16 protein-coding genes are annotated in these 21211 nt (G+C 68.8%); 12 read left to right on the forward strand and 4 right to left on the reverse strand.

The genetic code is table 11. The features are described 5' to 3' along the window. Positions 1-178: 178 nt before the first annotated feature. Genes IT182_00245 through IT182_00265 form a run of 5 tightly spaced genes read left to right on the forward strand, consistent with a single transcriptional unit; the run spans position 179 to position 9225 of the window. On the forward strand, positions 179-5815 hold the full coding sequence (locus tag IT182_00245; protein MCC6161765.1) for a hypothetical protein: 5637 nt from the start codon (positions 179-181) through the stop codon (positions 5813-5815). Continuing rightward, on the forward strand, positions 5812-7101 hold the full coding sequence (locus tag IT182_00250) for an RHS repeat-associated core domain-containing protein (GenBank protein MCC6161766.1): 1290 nt from the start codon (positions 5812-5814) through the stop codon (positions 7099-7101). The genes IT182_00245 and IT182_00250 overlap by 4 nt, the downstream gene beginning before the upstream one ends. Next, positions 7098-7562 carry a hypothetical protein gene (locus IT182_00255; protein ID MCC6161767.1) on the forward strand — a complete coding sequence of 155 codons (465 nt, stop codon included), beginning with the start codon at positions 7098-7100 and terminating at the stop codon, positions 7560-7562. The genes IT182_00250 and IT182_00255 overlap by 4 nt, the downstream gene beginning before the upstream one ends. A 55-nt stretch (positions 7563-7617) precedes the next feature. Beyond that, a complete protein-coding gene (locus IT182_00260; protein ID MCC6161768.1) occupies positions 7618-8031 on the forward strand; it encodes a hypothetical protein in 414 nt (137 codons plus the stop codon). Between the two features lie 18 nt (positions 8032-8049). After that, a complete protein-coding gene (locus IT182_00265) occupies positions 8050-9225 on the forward strand; it encodes an FtsX-like permease family protein (GenBank protein ID MCC6161769.1) in 1176 nt (391 codons plus the stop codon). A 132-nt stretch (positions 9226-9357) separates the two neighbouring features. On the opposite strand, the gene IT182_00270 is transcribed toward IT182_00265, so the two are convergent. The 3 genes from IT182_00270 to IT182_00280 form a co-directional block, all read right to left on the reverse strand. Next, a complete protein-coding gene (locus IT182_00270) occupies positions 9358-10827 on the reverse strand; it encodes a DegQ family serine endoprotease (GenBank protein ID MCC6161770.1) in 1470 nt (489 codons plus the stop codon). 80 nt (positions 10828-10907) lie between these two features. Then, positions 10908-12326, reverse strand: coding sequence for a HAMP domain-containing protein (locus IT182_00275; protein ID MCC6161771.1), 1419 nt, complete (start codon positions 12324-12326; stop codon positions 10908-10910). Then, positions 12307-12981: a response regulator transcription factor gene (locus tag IT182_00280; protein ID MCC6161772.1), complete on the reverse strand. Its 675-nt coding sequence runs from the start codon at positions 12979-12981 to the stop codon at positions 12307-12309. The genes IT182_00275 and IT182_00280 overlap by 20 nt, the downstream gene beginning before the upstream one ends. A gap of 47 nt (positions 12982-13028) precedes the next feature. On the opposite strand from IT182_00280, the gene IT182_00285 reads away from it, so the two are divergent. The 7 genes from IT182_00285 to IT182_00315 all read left to right on the forward strand — a co-directional run bounded on the left by IT182_00285 (position 13029) and on the right by IT182_00315 (position 20678). Further along, positions 13029-13319 (forward strand): DUF167 domain-containing protein, encoded by a 291-nt coding sequence (locus tag IT182_00285; protein ID MCC6161773.1) that lies wholly within the window; start codon positions 13029-13031, stop codon positions 13317-13319. A gap of 49 nt (positions 13320-13368) precedes the next feature. Further along, complete coding sequence (locus IT182_00290) at positions 13369-14856, forward strand: hypothetical protein (GenBank protein MCC6161774.1); 1488 nt, start codon at positions 13369-13371, stop codon at positions 14854-14856. 125 nt (positions 14857-14981) lie between these two features. Continuing rightward, positions 14982-15521: a sigma-70 family RNA polymerase sigma factor gene (locus IT182_00295; GenBank protein ID MCC6161775.1), complete on the forward strand. Its 540-nt coding sequence runs from the start codon at positions 14982-14984 to the stop codon at positions 15519-15521. Beyond that, positions 15518-15970, forward strand: a complete 453-nt coding sequence (locus IT182_00300) for a hypothetical protein (GenBank protein MCC6161776.1) — start codon at positions 15518-15520, stop codon at positions 15968-15970. Before IT182_00295 ends, IT182_00300 begins: the two co-directional genes overlap by 4 nt. Continuing rightward, on the forward strand, positions 15967-17613 hold the full coding sequence (locus tag IT182_00305) for an RDD family protein (GenBank protein ID MCC6161777.1): 1647 nt from the start codon (positions 15967-15969) through the stop codon (positions 17611-17613). The genes IT182_00300 and IT182_00305 overlap by 4 nt, the downstream gene beginning before the upstream one ends. 104 nt (positions 17614-17717) lie before the next feature. Further along, a complete protein-coding gene (locus tag IT182_00310) occupies positions 17718-19076 on the forward strand; it encodes a sigma-54-dependent Fis family transcriptional regulator (protein MCC6161778.1) in 1359 nt (452 codons plus the stop codon). A gap of 117 nt (positions 19077-19193) precedes the next feature. Continuing rightward, positions 19194-20678 (forward strand): PAS domain S-box protein, encoded by a 1485-nt coding sequence (locus IT182_00315; protein MCC6161779.1) that lies wholly within the window; start codon positions 19194-19196, stop codon positions 20676-20678. A gap of 11 nt (positions 20679-20689) precedes the next feature. On the opposite strand, the gene IT182_00320 is transcribed toward IT182_00315, so the two are convergent. Continuing rightward, a complete protein-coding gene (locus tag IT182_00320; GenBank protein ID MCC6161780.1) occupies positions 20690-21211 on the reverse strand; it encodes a GNAT family N-acetyltransferase in 522 nt (173 codons plus the stop codon).

Here is a 21211-nt window from a genome sequence, read left to right on the forward strand (position 1 = left end):
TATTCCCTTTACTGACATCACGACTTGATCCAGACTCCGCGCGTCCTTTCAGGGAGCGTATATGGCGGCGTGCCGGTCGTGGTGTGTCGCGGCGGCCATCGGGCTCACCGCGGGGCTGTGGGGCGGTGTCGCACCGGCGTCTGGGCAGGGTGCCCTTGGGGCGTCGGGACTCTCGCCCTTGCGAGGAACGCACTCGGTCGTGCCGTTCGAGCACGTGGATCCGTTCTCGGGCAACCTGCTCCTCACGTTCACGGATCTCGAACTCCCGGGGAACGCAGGCCTCAACCTGCGCGTGCAGCGGGTTTACAACAGCAAGATCCACCGCGATTACCACGACACGCCCAATCACTTCAAGCCGCGCCGGTGGGTGGGACTCGGCTGGTCGCTGCACTTCGGACGCGTGTTGCACGCGAGCACGCCCGGGCAGCGGGCGATCGAGATGGGCGACGGCAGCGGGCATGCCCTGTACAACGCGCTTCCGGGCGATCCCGACAACACGTTCGGCAATCTGGTGACCGCGGAGTTGTGGCGCTACAACGCGTCCACGCACACGCTGCGCCTGCCGAACGGCCTCATCTACGTCTTCGGCCATATCGGCGCCGTCGACGCCGATGAGGGACAGGTCCGCTACGTCACGGAGATCCGCGACCAGTACAACAACAAGCTGCAGTTCCAGTATTTCGCCAGCAACCAGGGACCGACCGACGGCGTGAAGCAGATCACGCAGATCATCGACAGCCAGACGCGCGTGGTCACGTTCACGGTGACGCCGCTCGTCTACGGGTATGCCCTGGCGACGATGCAGTACGCGGGGCGGACGTGGACGTACACGCACATCGAGCCATCGGGGCATCCGACGCAGGTGTGGCTCACCGGCACGTCGGGGCCCGTGGCGGGCACGTCGTGGACGTTCACGTACCGCACGACGTTGCCGGGCCCGGAGTTGCTGACGGTCGCCGGGCCGCTGGGCGGTGAGGTCCGCTACACCTACGGCGACATCAACACGCACGTGTGGGACTACGACACGACGCTGAGTACGCGCGGCGTGTTCTCGCGCACGATAGGGCTGACGCCCGGCGCGAGCAATGGTACGTGGTCGTTCGCGTACCGTACCGGCCCGTACGAGAACATCTCCGTCGTCACGGGGCCGACCCGTCGCGAGACGTATCGCTACCGCGGCATCGGGCTGCACCAGGGCGGCGGGATGGCCGAGTTCGCCCCCTGGCTCGTGGGAGCGATCGATCGGCAGACCGTCGAGGATCTGTCCTCCAACGTGCTGCAGGAATCACTCACGACCTGGGGCTGGTCGCTGCCCGTGTCGGACGACAACGTGGAGCCGCTGCCGAGCGGCGTGTGGGGTGCACCAGAGGTGCGCAAGGCCATCGTGCTCCAGACGACGCTGACGCAGGGGCCGCGAATCTGGCACAGCGTGTTCACGTACGACGACACGCTGCCGTACCGCTACAACGACTACTTCAGGCCGAAGCAGGTCGTGTCCTGGTATCACCCGCTCCCGGCGCGCGCCAGGACGACGACGCAGACGTTCTGGTACGGCACCGGTTCGACGCCGTACATCCGCGATCGCGTGGCTTCCACGACGGTGAGCGTGGGCAGTCAGTCGCTGGTGTCGTCGGCCACGTATCAGGCAGCGACGGGCTTCCCGACGCAGCAGACCGTCCGCGGCGTGTCGACCAGTTTCACGCGAACCACCCAGGGCAACGTCAGCACGGTGACCGACGCGGCGGGCAAGACCACCACGTTCACCTACAACTACGGTGTGGTGGCGACGATCGACGCGCCGAATGCGGGCCTCACGACCGGCGCGGACGTGACGCGCACGATCAGCGCGGACGGCACTGTGGCGGTGGAAACAGTGGGGCCGCTGAACGGCGGCCTGACGACAACATTCAAGTACGACGATCTGATGCGAGTGACGCGGGTGACGCCGCCAGGCGACGCGGAGTTCACGGAATTCAGCTATGCCGCGGCCGCTGGTGGGTACAGCCAGCAGAAACGCGGTGGCACGCACGTCAGGACATACGTGGATGGTTTCGGCAGACCCATCCGCACGCAGGACGCCCATGGTGTGCAGACACGGCAGGAGTACGACGCGATCGGGCGCGTCACGCGCAGCTATCTGCCCTACACCACCGGAACCGGTACGCGCTCCGTCGCATACGAATACGACGCGCTGGATCGCCCGACGCGACAGGTCGCGGCAGACGGCACGAGCCAGACGCTGTACACGTACAACGGCACCGAGACGTGGATCACCGATCCGGAAGGCCGGAAGACGGTCTACCACTATTACAGCGACAGCGGCCCCGGCGGCGGGCAGTTGGAGATGGTACGCGACGCGGCCAACCAGGAGACGACGTACACCTACGACGCGGCGGGCGCGCTGACGGCCACGGCTGGTCCTGTGAGCGGCATACGCACGTGGACGTACAACAGCGCGGGGCGGCTCATATCGGAGACCCACCCGGAGAGCGGGACGACCACCTACACGTGGAACCCTGTGGGCACGCTCGCGAGCGTGACCACGCCGCTGAGCGAAACGCTTACCTACACGTACGACAACGCGCATCGGCTCGTCGGACGCGACGCGCCCGGGACGTCGTACGACCTGAGCGTGACCTACGACGCGCTGGGCCGCGTGTCTCAGCGCACGTTCGGCGGCGTGACAACGGCCACGCAGTTCGACACCGCGGGGCGTCCCTCGCAGCGCGCCGACACGGTCGATGGCATCACGTTCGGCTCGACCTATACCTACGACAACCTGGACCGCCTCATCACGCTGAAGTACCCGTCGTGGCACACGGCCACGTACGAATACGCGGCGGCCGGCCGGCTCACCGCCGTCAAGTGGCTGGGCGCGCCGTACGCCACGTTCACGTATGACGCGGAAACCGGGAACCTGACGTCGTACACGACAGGTCCCGTGAAGCACGCGATCACGTACGACACGCGCGATCGCGTGGACCTGCTGTCGGCCGGGCCTGTCACCGCGCCCAACACCCTGAGTCTCGACTACGGCTACGATCGCGCCTCGCTGGTCACCACCATCGGCGACGCCCGGCCGGGCCATTCCCAGACGTTCGGCTACGACCCGCTCGGGCGCCTGACGTCCGCGCAGGGCGTCTACGGGGCGATCACCTGGACGTACGCGGCAAACGGAGATCGCCTGACCGAAGGGCGCGCGCCGCACGGGTCGTTCACCTACGACTATGCGAATCCGTCGCGGCGTCTCCAGCAGATCACCGGACTCGCCTCCGCCTCCTTCACCTATGGCGCGGACGGGCGCACGCTGACGTACACGCACGCGAGCGGGACCACGAGCTTCGGCTACACCGCCACCGGCCTGCCCACGCAGGTCACGGCGCCAGGGGCGTCGCTCCTGAACGTTTACGACGCCGACGAGTGGCGCATCAAGCGGCAGGTCACCGTCGGGACCGCCGTGACTACGGACTACTCGTTGCGCTCGGCGCTGGGCGCGTCGACGCTCAGCCGCTACCGCAAGTCCTGTGCAACAGGCGCCCTGGAGTGGACGGCGGACACGATCTACGCGGGCGGGCGGCTGCTCGGCGCCTTCGAGGCCGACCTGAGCTCACCTGTGGTCGAGTTCGTCTCGCCATCCAGCAGTCCGAACGAGAACGTCGGCAGCGTCGGTGCGGGCGTCCGGGTCACGACGGCCACGGGCGCGGCGCTGGCGTGCCCCGTCACGGTGCGGTGGGAGACGCCGGTGACACCGTCATCGGGGACCGCCACGCCGGGTGCGGACTACACACCGGTCACCGCCGGCATGATGACGTTCCCGGCCGGGGCGGCAAGCGGCACCGTCATCGGCGCGTTCGTCCCGGTGGTGAACGACACGCTCGACGAACCCACGGAGACGTTCGTGGTGCGGCTGACCGGGGCCACGAGCGCCGTGCTCGGTGCCGTCACGTCGCACGTCGTGTCGATCCTCGACGACGATCCGCCGGTGGCGGTCAAGGTGCTCGCGACGTCGGCCAACGAGAGCGCGGGGACCGTGCGAGTGTACGTGCAACTCTCGGGCGTGAGTGGCTATACGGTCACGGCCACGGTGACGACGACTCCCGGCGAAGCGGTTGCGACGCACGACTACGTGCACACGTCGGCCGTGCTGACGTTCGACCCGGGCACCGTCGAGCGCTTCTTCGACGTACCACTGGTCAACGACGCGTACGCGGAGCCGAACGAGAAATTCAGCTTCGTGTTGAGCGGCCTGACCCACGCCACGGCCGGCGCGATCGGCCAGGTCACGATCGTCGATGACGATGGGCGGCGTGAGGCGATCGATCCGACGCTGCCGGGCGACTACTTCGCGCTGGCGCACACGTCGACGTCCGACGCGACCTATCTGCTGATCTACAACCCGCACCCGGTGGCGGTGACGGCGCGGGTGACGTACGTGCAGCCGAGCGGCAAGGGCGTGAAGCGCACGTATGCCCTCAGCGCGAAACAGCGGATCGGGCTGCACGTCAACGCCGACCCGTTCGTGATCGCCAACACGCCGCACGCGGCGGTGGTGCAGACGCAGGACGCGGCGCGGCCGTTGGTGGCGGAACTGTCGAACTACCACGGGAGCGGGTGGCCGGCGGGCGAGGCCACCGAAGGGGTGCGCCCCTCGTCGACATGGCTGTTCGCGGAGGGGGCGACGGGGCTCTCGGTGAACTTCCAGGAGTCGTTCGCGATCTTCAACCCGTCGGACGAAGCGGTGAACGTCGCGATGACGTTCTACGGGGCGACGGGCGCGGTGCTGCTCACCAAGACGGTACCGATCTCGGCCGGGCCGGGGGTGACGCGGGTGGCGGTGAATCCGGACCTGCCGACGAGCGAGCACAGCACGCGGCTGGTGGCGACCGGCCGGGATACGGGGCAGCCACGGGGGATCGTGGCCGAGCGGCTGATGCGCTGGAACAGCCAGATCGCAGGGCCCCGGAGTGCGGGCGTGCCGGCGGCGCAGGGGTCGTGGGCGTTTGCCGAAGGCGGCAAGGGGTTCTTCACGACGTACGTGGCGGTGTGGAACCCGACCGCGGTGGCGGCGACGGTGCGGTTCGCGTACCGGCACGAGAACGGGTCGATCTACACCCAGGACGTGGGCATCCCGGCTCTGGGCCGGGTGGTGGTGGCCACGCCGTCGTCGGTACCGGCCGGCGGGTTCGGGCTGGAGGTCTACGCGCTGACGCCGACGGCGATCGTGGCCGAACGGATGGTGTATGCCGGGCCGGCGTGGACGATCGGGCACGCGGGCCCGGGGGCACCGACGTTCAGCGGGACGGGGACGGCGTGGCGGTTCGCGGAAGGGGCGGGCAGCGCGCCGTTCGAGACGTACTTCCTGGTGACGAACCTGTCGACGGTGTCGGCGACGGTGACGCTGACGTACCGAACGGCGGCCGGGGCGGTGATCGGGAGTGATGTCCTGGGGGTGCCGCCGGGGGTGCGGGGGACGGTGTGGGCGAACGGGACAGCGGGGGCGCAGGCGTTCACGACGGAGGTGACGAGCACGCAGGCGATCGTGGCGGAGCGGGCGATGTACTGGCCGACGGGGGCCAGCCTGCAGAGCGGCGGTCCGGAGGCGAGCGAGGCGCAGACGAGCGCCGTGGGCAGCGGCGGGCCGGCGCCGTACACGCTGACCGAGGGGGTGGAGCTGCCGCCGGTGGTGGGGACGGCCGAGACGGCGGCGGTGGTGGTGGGCAAGCCGGTGCCGGGGAGTCTGGCGGGGGGCGGAGCAGAGGTCCAGAGCAGTAGTACGTGGCACGGGTCGCACCTGACGCTGGGGAAACGGCCATGAGCGCGCATCGCGTGAGGGCTTACATCAGACGGCTGCTGGGCGTGCTGGTCCTGGCGCTGATCGGCTCGACCGGTGCGATGGCTGACGAGCGAGCGGACGGGGCGATCCCGCCGACGCTGCTCCCGGCGCCCGTGCTCCGCGCCGGCCTGCCGGCGGACACACCGCTGTCGGGCGACGCCGTCCCCTGGGCGGCGTTGTCCGCTCCGCCGTCCCACGGCGACGCGGGCGGGATGCTGCAGCCGGGCGGGGGCGGCGGGCCGCGGTTCCGGTACTACGGGCTGGACGCGCTGGGGTCGGTGCGGGTGTTGTTCGACGCAGCGGGGGCAGTAGTCAGCCGCGCCGACTACGAACCGTTCGGGGCGGCGGCGAGCACGACGACCGGCCCGCAGCCGCGCGAACAGTACACGGGCCACGAGCGGGATGGCGAGGTGGGCGTCGACTACTTCGGCGCACGCCTGTACCTGGCCGCGATTGGCCGGATGCCCAGTGTCGACCCGCTGTATGCGGGCGCCGTCGGCAATCCGCAGCGGTGGAATCGCTATGCCTATGCGCTGAACAGTCCACTGGTGATGATCGATCCCGATGGGCGGTTGGCGGCAGCGGACTGCAACTCGTGGATCCAGATCGAACTCGACGGGCAGACGGTGGACACGCAAGTCGTGTGCGTGTCTGCTCGCGCAGGTGGGGGCAGTGAGGGCGGTAGTGCGTGGACCGCTTCGGCCGTTGCCGACATGCTCGCGTGGCTACGTGACCGCATGGTGGCACCGGTGGGTGGGCCCGCGGCGGACACGTGGGACGGCCCCACGGTCCTCGAGAAGTATCCGAATGCTGCGGGCTTTGGCAAAATCGACCCCACGACGCTGACGGAGCCCAACGGCAACGTCACAACCAGCGACATCGTCTCGGACGTACTGAACGCAGGTGGCATCGTAGGCGGTCTCCGGCAAACCGCCGTAAAGGCACTACCGGCCGCGATCAAGATTCCAATGGGCAGCGCAAAGGCCGGCATGGAGCACATCTTGCTGCGGCACGCGTCAAATGCGGTCACGACAACTTCGGTGTCGAGGTTCGCGCAGGGAATGGGGCCAAGCGAGATTCGTGCGCTGGTCAGTGAAGCTACGCGAGGTAGTACCGCATGGCGGGTTGAGGGGGCGTCGCGAGTCCTGGACGTGAATATGGGTCGCGCGATCGGGACGGACCACGCTGGTAGTGCAACATCAGGCTTACGAATCGTTACCGATGCGGCAGGCTCCGTGATTACGGCGTATCCTATTCGTGTCCCATGATTGTGCTCGAGTTCAAAGTAGACGAAGCGGAACTAACACGGGATTTGTCCGAGAGTCCGAATAGCGCGAACCCGGCAGCTCTCGAGGAGACATATTTCGTGATGCCTGTGAGCTTTGTCGTTGGTGCCACGAACATGCTCGCGTTCCCTGGAGCGAACGAAACATGGTACCCGCAACCCATCCTTGGATTTGCGGTGCACATGGCCGGAGCTGTTCTCCAGTTGAAGCATGGAGAGTCATCGACTTGTCACGTCGCGGACGGAGGTCGCCTGGAATTCGAGCGATCAGGATGGACGATGCGTGTGTCATCAACGCTCTTGCCCGAGAACGCCGAGATCGTACCGGCAACCGAGATGATCGGAGCGGTGCGAAAGTTTCGACATCACGTTCGAGATCTCCTGCTGCAACGCGAGCCAGCGATGAAAAATCATCCTTGGTGGGACGAATGGTTTCCTGAATAGCAAGAAGTGGAACTACCACGGGAGCGGGTGGCCGGCGGGCGAGGCCACCGAAGGCGTGCGTCCCTCGTCGACGTGGCTGTGCGCGGAAGGGGCGACGGGACTGTCGGTGCACTTCCAGGAGTCGTTCGCGATCTTCAACCCGTCGGACGAGGCGGTCAATGTCGCGATGACGTTCTATGGCGCCACGGGCGCGGTGCTGCTCACCAGGACGGTGCCGATCCCGGCCGGCCCGGGAGTGACCCGAGTCACGGTCAATCCGGACCTGCCGACGAGCGAGCACAGCACGCGACTGGTGGCGACGGGGCGGGACACGGGGCAGCCGCGGGGGATCGTGGCCGAGCGGCTGATGCGCTGGCACAGCCAGATCGAAGGGCACCGGAGCGCGTTGGCGATGGTAGCCGATTCCCTGCCGTCACCAGGGGTGAGCCCCTGGCACAGGTGTCCTTCTGTTGACATCGCACATGAGTGAGCGTGCCGTCGTGTGGTGATGCCACATGACTCGTCGAAGCTCGATCTCCTTCAGGGCACCATCTACGCGGCGCTCGTCAGGCTGCAGAACCGCGGCTGGATCGAGGCTGCGTGGGGTGTGTCCGACAACAACCGCCGCGCGAAGTTCTACAGCCTCACGCGGCGCGGCGAGCGCGAACTCGTCACCGAGACCACCAACTGGCAGCGCATCGCCGACGTGATGAACCGCGTGCTCGCGTGCCTCGGGATTTACAGCACCATTGCATACGGCGTCGGCGAACGCGTGAAGGAGTTCGGCGTGCGCATGGCGCTCGGCGCGACGGCCGGCGACATCCGCCAGGGCGTCGTGCGCCAGACGCTCGTCATCGCAGCCATCGGCGTTGCGATCGGTACCGTTGCCTCGCTCGCCCTCACGCGACTGATGACGGCGCTGCTGTTCGACACGTCGGCCACGGACGTCACGACGTTCGTGTCGACTGCCGCCGTTCTCGTCACCGTCGCGCTTGCCGCCGGCTATCTCCCAGCTGTCCGCGCCTCGCGCGTGTCGCCCATGGAGGCGCTGCGCGACAAGGGGCCGGGCTTGCCCGGCCCGTTCGTCGCGATCCGCCGTGTCGCGGGCCGGGCAAGCCCGGCCCCTACGATGTGGGGAGTTACGCGTCATGGCCTGCTGCGCCGTAGCGCCGCAGGCGCGAAGGCGGGTGGGTGTATCGTCGTGGGCATGCGCCTCGTGACTGTTCTCGTCCTGACCCTGCTGGCGACGGCATCGGCATTCGCGCAGACACCGGCAGCTCCGGCGGCGGCGCCGCAGCCGGCATCGTCGTACGACGCGGCGCTTGCGGCGCGCGTAGGAGCGGACGAACGTGGCATGCGGAGCTACGTGTTCGTGCTGCTCAGATCGAGTCAGACGCCCGTGCCGAAGGGGCCCGAGCGCGACGAGATGTTCAAGGGGCACTTCGCCAACATGACGCGCCTGGCCGATGAAGGGAAGCTGGTGATGGCCGGTCCGCTCGATGGCGTCGATGGCTGGCGCGGCCTCTTCATCTTCGCCACCACCGATCTCGACGAAGCCAGACGTCTCGTGAGTACGGACCCCGTGATCGTGAAGGGCGAAATGGTGGCCGAGTACCACAGCCACTACGCGACGGCCGCGCTGATGCTGCTGAACGGCCTGCACAAGACGATACAAAGACCGTAGTCCGGACAGCGGGCACCGGGCACCGGATCGTTCGGCAACCGGCAAGGGGCAACCGGCAACCGGACAGTGCCAGGGGGCCGGAGACTTCACCGGTTGCCCGTTGCCGATTGCCGGTTGCCGGATCTCGCGCTTCTACTTTCTCGGAAGCGCGAGATACATCGTGTTCTCGCCGCGGTGGACGAGGAGCAGGGCGGGGCGGTCGCCCTTCGTGAGTGCGGTGCGCAGCGACTCGACGTTGGAGACCGGTGCGCCGTCGACCTCCTCGATGACATCGCCTTCGCGCAGACCTGCGGACGCCGCGCGGCCGTCGCCATCGACCGTGGCCACGAGGACGCCGCGGTTCGCGTCGATGCCGAGCTCGCGCGCCTGCGCGGGGGTGAGGGGCTGCACGCCCATGCCGAAGCCCGTCGTGTCGGATGTCGCACCGCCGCGTTCATCTGCCGGTGCCTCGTCGCCTGTCGGCTTCAGCTCACCGACCTTCACCGTGAACGCCTGCGTCTTGCCGCCGCGCACCACGTCGAGCGACAGCTCGGTGCCGGGCTGCGTCTGCGCCACACGGTTGCGCACGTCGTTGTAGTCCTTGATGTCCTCGCCGTTGACGCGCGTGATCACGTCGCCGCGTCGCAGGCCCGCCGACGCCGCCGGCGTGTTCGGCTGCACGCCGTTCACGAGCGCACCACGCGCGCCGCTCAGACCGAGGCTCGTCGCGAGTTCGGACGTCACGGGCTGAATCGTCACGCCGAGCATGCCGCGCCGCACGCTGCCGTGATCGATCAGCTGCGTCATCACGTTGCGCGCCATGTTGGCGGGAATCGAGAAGCCGATGCCGATGTTGCCGCCCGACGGCGACAGGATCTGCGAGTTGATGCCGATCAGTTCACCGTCGGTGTTGACGAGCGCACCGCCGGAGTTGCCCTGGTTGATCGGCGCATCGGTCTGGATGAAGTCCTCGTAGGTCGTGCCGCCGGTGGCGCGGCCCTTCGCGCTCACGATGCCCATCGTCACCGTCTGACCCACGCCGAGCGGGTTGCCCACGGCAAGCACCACGTCGCCAACCGCCACGGCGTTCGAGTCGCCGAGGCTGAGCGTGCGCAGGTTCGACGCGTTCTCCAGCTTCAACACCGCAAGATCGCTCGCGGCGTCGGAACCCACGACGTCGGCCTTGAAGCTGCGCCCGTCCGTCAGTTCCACGGTGACCTGCTCGGCTCCGTCGATCACGTGGTGGTTGGTCAGCACGTAGCCGTCGGCGCGAACGATCACGCCCGAACCGAGCCCGCCGGTCCTCGGTGAGCGCCGGGGCGCCGGCACGCGGTCGCCGAAGAACTCGCGCAGCCAGTCGTCCTGCATCGGCTGGCTCACCTGCCGCACGCGCCGCTCCGACCGCACGGTGACAACGGCGGGCGTCACGCTCTCGACGATGCCGGCATAGGAGTGCGTGGCAGGCCCGAGCGCGCGCGTCGCGCTGCCTGCCTCGTGCGCCACGGGCGCAGGATTGGTGACGGTCGCCTGTGGCGCCGCCGAATATCCAAGAAGGACGCCGGTCAGGAGCACCGCCCCCACCGCCGCGCCCTTCCGTCCGAATCTGATGTAGTCGCTAGCCATAGGTCCTCGGGAAAGGAAGTCAGGAATTCCGGTCCTGAGATCTCTGACGAAGACAGGATTACGCGAGTCTTACGCGGCGATTACATCTGTGACAGGGACGGCGCATCGAGGGGCAGACGGACCTCGAATCGCGTGCCGACACCCGTCGTCGACGTGACAGCAACGGATCCGCCGTGCGCTTCGACGATGGCCTTCACGAGGCTCAGGCCCAGGCCCAGTCCGCGCGTGGCGCGGCTGCGATCGCCACGGTACAGGCGTTCCCAGATGTGCGGCAGTTCGTCGGCGGGGATGCCCGAGCCCGTGTCCGTCACGGCGATCGACGCCTCGTGGCCGTCGCGGCGGCCGTCGATCGCGATCCGCCCGCCGGGTGCCGTGTACTTCACCGCGTTGTCGACGAGATTGGCGAGCACCTGGCGCAGGCGCGCGCGATCGACGGAGACGACGAGATCGGGTGCCACGTCGGTGGCGATCACCAGACCGTTCTCGTCGGCCACGTCCTCATAGAGATCGAGCGTCTGCCGCACGACGTCCGCGAGCGCCACGGGCTCGCGTCGCAGCGCCATCGTGCCCGTCTCGGCTTCGGAGATGTCCATCAGCGAGTGCAGCATCCTGTCCACGCTGTCTGCCTCTTCGACGCACTCGGCCAATGCCGCGCGCATGCGCTCGGCGTCACCCGACGCGAGCGCCGATTCGGCGATTCCGCGCAGGCGCGTGAGCGGCGTGCGCAGGTCGTGCGCCACGTTGTCGAGCGCGCCGCGCATGCCGGTCACCACGCGATCGATCCGATCCAGCATCGCGTTGACCAGCCCTCCCAGCTCACCCAGCGCATCGTCGGGATTGGATGGCGGCACGCGCGCATCGGTGCGTCCTGTCCGGACGATGCCGCGCACCGTGTCGGCCAGCGCGCGCACTGGCCGCAGGCCCGACCACGTGATCGCCACGCCACCCGCGAACGCGATTATCAGGACGAGCGCGAGGTCGATGAGCAGCACGCGCCTGAATCGCTGGAGCACTTCGTTGCGACGCTCGGTGCTGCGTCCCACCTGGAGCAGTGTGCCGTCGCCGAGCCTGACCGATGCCACTTCGAGCACCTCGCCCGTCGAACCGATCGGCAGCGTGGACCACGTTTCCTCGCCCAATTGGCGAGGTGTCTCGACCCGCGAGAGGTCGAGGCGACGCCATTGCTGCGGCATGCTGTAGAACACCAGCTCCTGTCCGGGGCCGACGGTGCGGACCAGCATCGAGCCGGGCGCCATCGCGAGCGTGCCGTCCTGGATCTCGCGCGCCAGCGCCTGCACGCCGCCGCGCACGTACGCGCGGGCGTACTGCACGAGGGCCGTGTCGATCGCGTCGTGATCGTAGCGACGAAGTGATGCCGAGAGCAGGACGTACGTGAGCGCGACGAGGGCCAGCGCACTGGCCACGAAGGCCACCGCGTACCAGAGCGCGAGGCGCAGGCCGAGCGCGTCGCGCAGGCCGTCACGCCACCTTGACGACATAACCCACTCCGCGCACGGTGTGAATCAGCTTCGACTCGAAGCCGCGGTCCACCTTCTCGCGCAGGCGGAACACCAGTACGTCGACGACGTTGGTGCCGGGATCGAAGGAGTAGTCCCACACGTGCGACAGGATCATCGTCTTGGAGACGACGCGGCCCGCGTGGCGCATCAGGTACTCCAGCAGCGTGAACTCGCGCGGACGCAGTTCGATGACGCGGCCCTCGCGCGTGGCCGTCCGCGACACGAGATCGAGGTGCAGGTCACCAACGGTGAGCTGCGTGGCGACAGGCGCCTGCGTGGCGCGACGGATCAGCGCGTTCACGCGCGCGAGGAGTTCGGGGAAGGCGAACGGCTTCGTGAGGTAGTCGTCGCCGCCGGCGGTGAGTCCGTTGACGCGGTCGTCGACCGAGTGCCTGGCGCTCAGGATGAGGACGGGCGTGAGCACGCCGCGCTGGCGCATCCGCTGGATCAACTCCAGGCCGTCGAGCCGCGGCAGCATCAGGTCGACGATGGCCACGTCGTGCTTGCCGAACGTCGCGAGATCCAGCCCCGTCTCGCCCTCGGCGGCCCGATCCACCACGAACCCCGCCTCACGCAGTCCATTGGCCACGAACTCCGCAATTCGGGAATCGTCCTCCACCAGCAGCGCGCGCACGGGGCCATGTTAGGACAGAGGAGAGAAGGGTGCGAGATACTGCACGGGTGCGCGCGCAGGATGAGGGCGTGACGATCGAGGTTCGCGTGATTCCGCGGGCCGTGCGGTCGGGGGTGGCGGGGACGCGCGACGGGGCGGTGCTCGTGCGGCTTGCGGCGGCGCCTGTCGATGGTGCGGCCAATGCCGCGCTCGTCGACGTGCTCGCGGAGGCGTTCGACATCCCGAAGCGGCATGTCGCGATCGTGTCCGGGGAGCGGGCGCGCCGGAAGCGCGTGCGTCTCGCGGGCGTGACCGATGCGCAGGTACAGGCTGTTGTGTCTGCTGGTGAGACCACGTAGAACGGACGTGTCGACAATGAACAGCACACCACCATCTCCTTCGTCTGCCATGCGTGCCGGTGTCACTCGTCGTCAGGCGATCGGCTTCTGCGTGGCGCCGCTCGCCCTTGCGGCGGCACACGCGCCGGGCACCGGGCACCGGGCATCGGGCACCGGCAGCGCCGGTTCTCAGGCCGTCAGGGCGAGCCGACCGACGGACATCCGGATCGTTGACGCCACGTACGACTTCGAGCGCCACACGTACCGCGCACCGTACATGTTCGGCGGACGCTCGGTCGATCGCGTGACGCTGCTGAACGTCCACGTGCGCGTGCGCACGGGCAGCGGCATCGAATCGACGGGGTTCGGATCGATGACGCTCGGCAACGCGTGGGCGTATCCGAAGGCCTCGCAGGACGAGGGGCTCGGCGCGATGATGGCACTCGCCGAGTCGTGCCGCACGCTCACCGCGGCGTGCGACGAGGAGGGGCATCCGCTCGATCTGTGGCGTGTGCTCGAACCGGCGTACCTGCGCGCCGCTGTCGACCTCACGCGCACGCGTGCCCTGACGCACCCGATCCCGCCGCTGTGTACGCTCGTCGTGGCCAGCCCCTTCGACGCCGCGATCCACGACGCCTACGGCAAGGCGTTCGGCGTCAGCAGCTACGCCACGTATTCGAAGGCGCACGTGCGCCACGATCTCTCGCGCGATCTCGGTCCGCGCTTCGCCGGCGAATACCTCGATCGCTACGTGCCCGTTGCGCCGCGCGCCGAGACGCCTGTCTTCCATTCGGTTGGTGCGAGCGATGCCATCGAGTCGTCCGACGTGAAGACGCGCCTCGACGATGGGCTGCCGAACACGCTGGCGGAGTGGATCGCGCGCGACGGCCTGACGCATTTCAAGATCAAGTTGAACGGCGGCAACGAGGCGCAGGACTTCGATCGCATCACGCGGATCGATCGCGTGGCGCGCGAGGCGATGACCGCCAGGCGCGTCGACGACTGGAACTACCTGCTCGACTTCAACGAGGGGTGCCCGAACGTGGAGTACCTGCTCGCGCTGCTGCGCAAGGTGCGCGAGGCAACGCCGGACGGCTTCCGCCGCATCAAGTACGTGGAGCAGCCGACGTCGCGCGACCTCGCCACCGATCGCGCCAACGTCATGCACGAGGCATCGAAGCTTCTCCCCGTCGTCGTCGACGAGGGGCTCATCGACCTCGAGTCGCTGCTCATCGCGCGCGAGATGGGGTACACGGGCGTGGCGCTGAAGGCGTGCAAGGGGCAGAGCCAGGCGATGCTGATGGCGGCCGCCGCGCAGAAGTACGGCATGTTCCTGTGCGTGCAGGACCTCACGTGCCCCGGCGCGTCGCTGATCCAGTCGGCGGGTATCGCCGCGCGCGTGCCGGGCAACGCCGGCATCGAAGCCAATGCGCGCCAGTTCGTACCCTCGGCCAGCGCCGCATGGGAGCCCCGCTTCCCGGGTTTGTTCAAGATCCGCAATGGCGTGATGCGCACCGGCCAGCTGACCGGGCCGGGTCTCTCGGCCATCGCGCCGTAGCAAGGGGCCGGGCAAGGCCGGCCCCCACGCCGTGGCGGCGATGGTCCCCCGGTTGCCGGCTTGCCGATTGCCGGTTGCCGGATCTCTACTGAAACTTTCCCCATCCTCCCGTGTATGTGACGTAGATGGCCGGCGGTGGCGACCCGACGGGCGCGCCAGGCGCGGCCGAATTCGATGCGTTCGTTCGTGAGTACCAGGACATGGTCTTCGCCGTGGCCGTTCGGCTGCTCGGCGACGAGGCCGACGCGGAAGACGTGGCCCAGACGGTGTTCCTGCGTGCGTTCGAGCGGTTCGCGTCGATTGGTTCCGACGCGCGCGTGGCGGGTTGGCTCAAGGCGGTGGCGACCAATCTCTGCCTGAATCACCTGGAGCGCCATCGGGCGCGGTGGCGGTTGTTCAGCGAGATGGGCGACACGGCGGACACGACCTACGACGTGCCGAGCGCCGGCGCGGGGCCTGACGAGGCCCTCGACGAGTCGGAGCGGCAGGCGCGGCTGGAAGCGGCGTTGCGCGAACTGCCACCGCACCAGCGCGTGCCGATCGTGCTGTTCCACTTCGAGCAGCATGGGTACGACGACATCGCCCGCCTGCTCGGCGTGTCGGTGAGCAAGGTGAAGACGGACATGCATCGCGGACGCCTCGCGCTCCGCAGGTGGTTGTCATGACGAAAGACGAGGGAGCACTCGAACGGCAGGTGCAGCGGGCCCTCGCGGCGTTGCCGCCACCGCGCGCGCCACGCACGCTGCGGCCGCGCGTGATGGCGGCCGTGACGCCGGTGGTCGGTCGTCCGTGGTTCACATGGCCGTGGCCGGTACAGGTCGCGGCGGCGACGGCGCTGTGCCTGGTGGTGGGCGTGCTCGTGTGGCAGTGGCCCGCGCTCGTGGCGGCGATCGCCCCGTCGCTGCCCGCGCCCGTCCACGAAGGCACGACGCGCGTGGTGGCACTCGCCGAAGCCAACCACGCGCTGATGAAGTTGTTGCAGTTGACGTGGACGGGCGTCGTGGCGCCCGTGGCGCGTTTCGCACTGGTGATTTCGGTCCTGTTGTGCACCGCGTGCGCGGTGTGTCTGGCGGCTCTGAGCCGCGTCGCCCTTGGAGGGGCTTCCCAGTCATGACCAGACGACTCCGACTGGTGTCCACGATCGTGCTGTGCGCGATGTCGGCAACGGCGTTCGCGCAGTCCGATACGCCGGTGTCACCCGCGCCGAACGCTCCGGCGGTGCGCAGCGAGGCCGTGCCTCCGCCCGAGGCGGGAGCGCGCATCACGCGTATCGACGGACCGTGCGACGGCTATCACTCCGGCCCCGGGTTCCGTCTCGGTCAGGACCACGTGGTGCGCCAGGGCGAGGTCGTGCGCGATTTCGCCGTCGTGCTCGGCAACGCGGTGGTCGAGGGCGCCGTCTGCGGCGACCTGTCGGTCACGCTCGGCGACGTGCGTCTCGGCCCCGAGGCGTTCGTCGAGGGGCAGCTGGTCGTCGTTGGCGGCACCGTCACCATCGAGCCTGGCGCCACGGTACGCGGCGAACTCGTCGTCGTGGCGGGAGCCGTCGACGCGCCGGCGGACTTCCGTCCGGGTCGCGAGCAGATCCTCGTCGGTATTCCGGTGATCGGCACGCAGGCGCGGCTCGTCGTGCCGTACGTCACGCGCGGGCTGCTGCTCGGCCGGCTGATCGTGCCGGACATGGCCTGGGTGTGGTGGATCGTGGCCGTCGTGTTCTTCGTGCAGGCGCTCATCAACCTGCTCTTCCCACGTGCCACGGCGTCGGCCACCGCGATCATCGTGGATCGCCCGCTGAGCACGTTCCTCGCCGGACTGCTCGTCATCGTGCTGACGGCACCGGTCGTGGCATTGCTGGCCGTGACGGTGATTGGTCTGGCGGCGCTGCCCGTGCTGTTCGGCGCGCTGATCATCGCGTGGATCGTCGGCAAGATCGCCGTGGGGCGCTGGATCGGATCCCGCCTGTTCGAGCAGGACGATCCCGACAGCCGGATGGAAGGCACGCGATCGTTCGCCATCGGCTTCGTGGTGCTGACCATCGTCGCGATGATCCCCGTGCTCGGCATCGTGGTGTGGGGCCTGACGAGCGTGCTCGGGCTGGGCTCCGCCGCGATGGCGTTCGTGCGCGGGTTCCGGCGTGAGAACCCGCCGCCCGTGCGCGTTCCGCCGCCCGCGCCACCTCCGCCGCCCGTGGGGACGCCCTACGAGACGGCCGCCGTCGGTGCCGCTCCTCTGGCCGGATTCGACGAGGCGGCCGCGCCGCTGGACATGTCAGGTGGTGCTGACGGATTCGCCATGCCGCCACCCGCGTTCGCCGGCGTGCCGCCGATGGCCCGGGCGGGTGCGGCGCCGTCGGCCGCCGGGCGCGCGCTGCTGGCGTTTCCACGCGCGGACCTCGGCCCGCGCGCCGGCGCGTTCCTGCTCGACGTACTGATCGTCGCGGTCGTCGCGTCGACGATCGGCGGGCGCGATCCCGATGACTTCATCGTGCCGCTGCTGCTCGTGTACCACATCGCGTTCTGGCTCTGGAAGTCGACCACCGTCGGCGGGATCATCTGCCAGTTGCGCGTGGTGCGCGTCGACGGTGCGGAGCTGCGCCTGGTGGACGCCCTGGTGCGTGCCCTCGTCGCCATCTTCTCCCTGGGCGCCTTCGGCCTCGGCGTCCTCGCGATCACGCGCGACCCCGAACGCCAGTCCTGGCACGACCGCGTCGCCGGCACCCTCGTCGTGCGCGTGCCACGAAACTATCCGCTGCCATAGGGAGGACGGGGAGAGCGGCAACCGGCAAACCGGAACAACTGTTCGAGCCCGGGCGTCCGGTTGCCCGTTGCCGGTTGCCCGTTGCCGGCCGGTATACTCCCCCCATGCCGACGATCCTCGTCGCCGACGATGAGCAGCTGATTCGGTGGTCGCTGTCCGAGCGGCTGCAGGCCGACGGGATGCGCGTGATCGAGGCGGGCACCGGGCAGGAGGCGATCCAGCGCGTGCAGGATGGCGTCGATCTCGTCCTGCTCGACTACAAGCTGCCCGACACCGACGGCGTCTCGGTGCTGCGCCACATCAAGGACTACGACCCCGACATCGTCGTCATCCTGCTGACCGCGTACGCCACCGTCGACACCGCCGTCGAGGCGATGAAGACGGGCGCCTACCACGTCGCGAACAAGCCGTTCAACATCGACGCGATTTCCGATCTCGTCGCCAAGGCGCTCGAGACCACGCAGCTGCGGCGCGAAGTGCGCCAGCTGCGCGCCGAGAAGGCGCAGCCGTTCGCGCCCGAGCGCATCATCGGCGAGTCGCCCGGGATGATCGAGGTGAAGGCGCTGCTGAAGAAGGTGGCCATGAGTCCGGCGTCCACGGTGCTGCTCACCGGCGAGAGCGGCACGGGCAAGGACCTCGCCGCCAAGGTGCTGCACTTCAACAGCGACCGCGCGCACAAGCCGTTCGTGAACATCACCTGCTCGGCGATTCCCGAGACGCTGCTCGAGAGCGAGCTGTTCGGCCACGAACGGGGTGCGTTCACCGACGCGCGCCAGCAGAAGCGGGGCCTGCTCGAATCGGCCGACGGCGGCACCGTGTTCCTCGACGAGATCGGCGAGATGGTGCCCGCGCTGCAGGCCAAGTTGTTGCGCGTGCTGGAGGAGAAGGCGTTCAAGCGCGTGGGCGGGCAGCACGACGTGCGCGTGGACGTGCGCATCATCGCGGCGACCAACAGGAACCTCGAGGAGCAGGTGAAGCGCGGCCTCTTCAGGTCGGACCTCTACTACCGCCTCAACGTCCTGCCCATCGAACTGCCCGCGTTGCGCTCGCACCTCGAGGACATCCCGGCGCTCGTGGTCTTCTACGTGGATCAGTTCAATCGCGAGTTCCGCAAGTCGGTGCGCGGCGCGTCGCCGGAGTCGCTCAAGGCAATGCAGGAGTACGGATGGCCGGGCAACATCCGCGAACTGCGTAACGCCGTCGAGCGGGCCATGCTGCTCTGCGAGCATCCCTGGCTGGAGCCCGCCGACTTCCCGGCGTTGGCCGGGGCTCCGCCGCTGGCCGCGGGTATGGCGCTGCCGGCCGAAGGCGTGAACCTCGAGGAACTGGAACGCAGCCTCGTGGTGCAGGCGCTCGAACGGGCCGGCGGTCACCACGCGCGCGCCGGGACGCTGCTCGGCCTCAATCGCGACCAGGTCCGCTACCGCGTCGAGAAGTTCGGCCTGGGCAAGGTGTCGGCGTAGGCCGCGGGTTTTCCCGCACGTGCGCGCGGACTTTTCCCCCACGTCTGCGCAGTGCCCCACGTTGGCCGCGTTTTCCGCGCTGCCCTCAGCGGCACGGCTGTTGCTGGCCTCCGAACCATGCCCACAGGGAGGTTGGACGCTCGTGCCGTGCTGGCCGCTGGCCCGGACGCGCCAACCCGGATAGCATCGCCGCCAGTGACCGTCCCCTCACGCCCCGCATGGTCGCGCGACACCGCCCTGCCCGTCCTGGGTCTCGCGCTTGCCATCGTCATCCTCGCCATCGACATCGAAGCGCCCGTCGGCACGGCGATCGGAATCCTGTACGTGGGCGTGATCCTCCTCGGCTTGTGGAGTCCATGGCGCGCGTACCCACTGGTGGCTGCCTACGTGTCGTCGGCGCTCGTTCTGGTCGATCTGTACCTCGCATGGGATCCGCAGGCCGCGCCGGGCGTGTTGGTCAACGGCCTGCTGCGGATCGCGGTGTTCGTCATCACGGCGTTCGTCGTCCGCCGCTTCGTCGCGGTGGAGCGGCAGGCGCAGGTCAGCGTGGAGCACCTGAGCGACTTCAAGCGCGCGCTCGACGCCGCGGCGATCGTGGCCATCACCGACGTGCGCGGCCGCATCACGTACGTCAACGACAAGTTCGTGGAGATCTCGGGCTACACCTCCGACGAACTGATCGGACAGGACCATCGCATCATCAATTCGGGCCACCATCCTCCCGAGTTCATCCGCGCGATCTGGCACACGATCGCCAGCGGACGCGTGTGGCACGGCGAGATCCGCAATCGCGCGAAGGACGGGCACTACTACTGGGTGGACACGACGATCGTGCCGTTCGTCAACGAGGCGGGCAAGCCGTACCAGTACATCGCCATCCGCGCCGACGTCACGGCGCGCAAGGCCGCCGAGGACTCGCTCACGCACCAGGCGGCGCTGGCACGCGTCGGTCAGATGGCTGCCGTGCTCGCGCACGAGGTGCGCAACCCGCTGGCCGGGATCCGCGGCGCCATGCAGGTCCTCATCGGCCGTCGGCGCGCCGACGACCCCGAGCGGGGCGTGATGCAGGAGATCCTCGCGCGCACCGAGGCACTCAACGACCTGATCAGCGACCTGCTCGTGTTCGCGCGCCCGCGTCCGCCGCGCTTTGCCGACGTCGACCTCCTGCCCCTGATAGACGATGTGTTCGCGGCGGTGCGGCAGGATCCGGCGGGCGCCGAGATCGAGCTCGACGTGACGGGCCCCGCGCTGATGGTCCACTCGGACGCCGATCTGACGCGCGCGACGATCCTCAACCTCGTGCTCAACGCCGCACAGGCGCTGGCAGGCGAAGGGCGCATCACCGTGTCGTTGACGCCCACGGTCGATGGATTCGTGCAGGTGCAGGTCCGCGACACGGGCCCCGGCATTCCGCCGGACATCCGGGCGCAGATCTTCGAACCGTTCTTCACCACGAAGGCGCGCGGTGGCGGGCTCGGCCTACCCATCGCGCAACGGACGGCGGAGCTCCACGGCGGATCGCTCTCCGTCTATTGCCCGCCCGATGGCGGTACCGTGTTCACGCTGACGCTGCCGCGCGCCACGGCCGCTGCCGCGGGTTGAGCGGACAGGCGTCAGGGAGTCGGAAGGCGGGGCTCGCCGCGCCACTCGCGGCGGAGCAGGCCGAACAGCAGGATGTCGTCCTCGGTCCCGTCGAGGATGCGCGCGAGGCGCCGGCGGCCTTCTTCGACGAATCCCGCGCGCCTGTACAACGCGATCGCCCGCAGGTTGGACCCGAAGACTTCGAGCTCGATCCGCGTCAGGCCCTTGCCGAACCCTTCGGCGAGGGCATCGTCGAGCAGGCGCTGCCCCAGGCCGCGGCCTCGTGCGTCCGGCGCGAGGCCCATCCCGAGGCGGCCGTAGTGCCTGAGTCCCTCGAAGGGACCGCAGACGATGTCGACCCAGCCGATGAGGCGATCGGCATCGACGAGCACGAGCGCGACGCCGTTGGACGCGCGCACGTGCGACAGGTACTCGCGCGTTTGCGCGATCGTGAAGCCGTCCGTCGAGCCGAGGTACCTGCGCTCGCGCGCCACGGCCTCCACGAGCGCCTGCAGCGCCGGCGCGTCGTCGTCAGTGGTGGGTCTGACGCGCAT

The sequence above is a fragment of the Acidobacteriota bacterium genome, assembly GCA_020845575.1.
In the GTDB taxonomy this organism is placed as follows: domain Bacteria; phylum Acidobacteriota; class Vicinamibacteria; order Vicinamibacterales; family Vicinamibacteraceae; genus Luteitalea.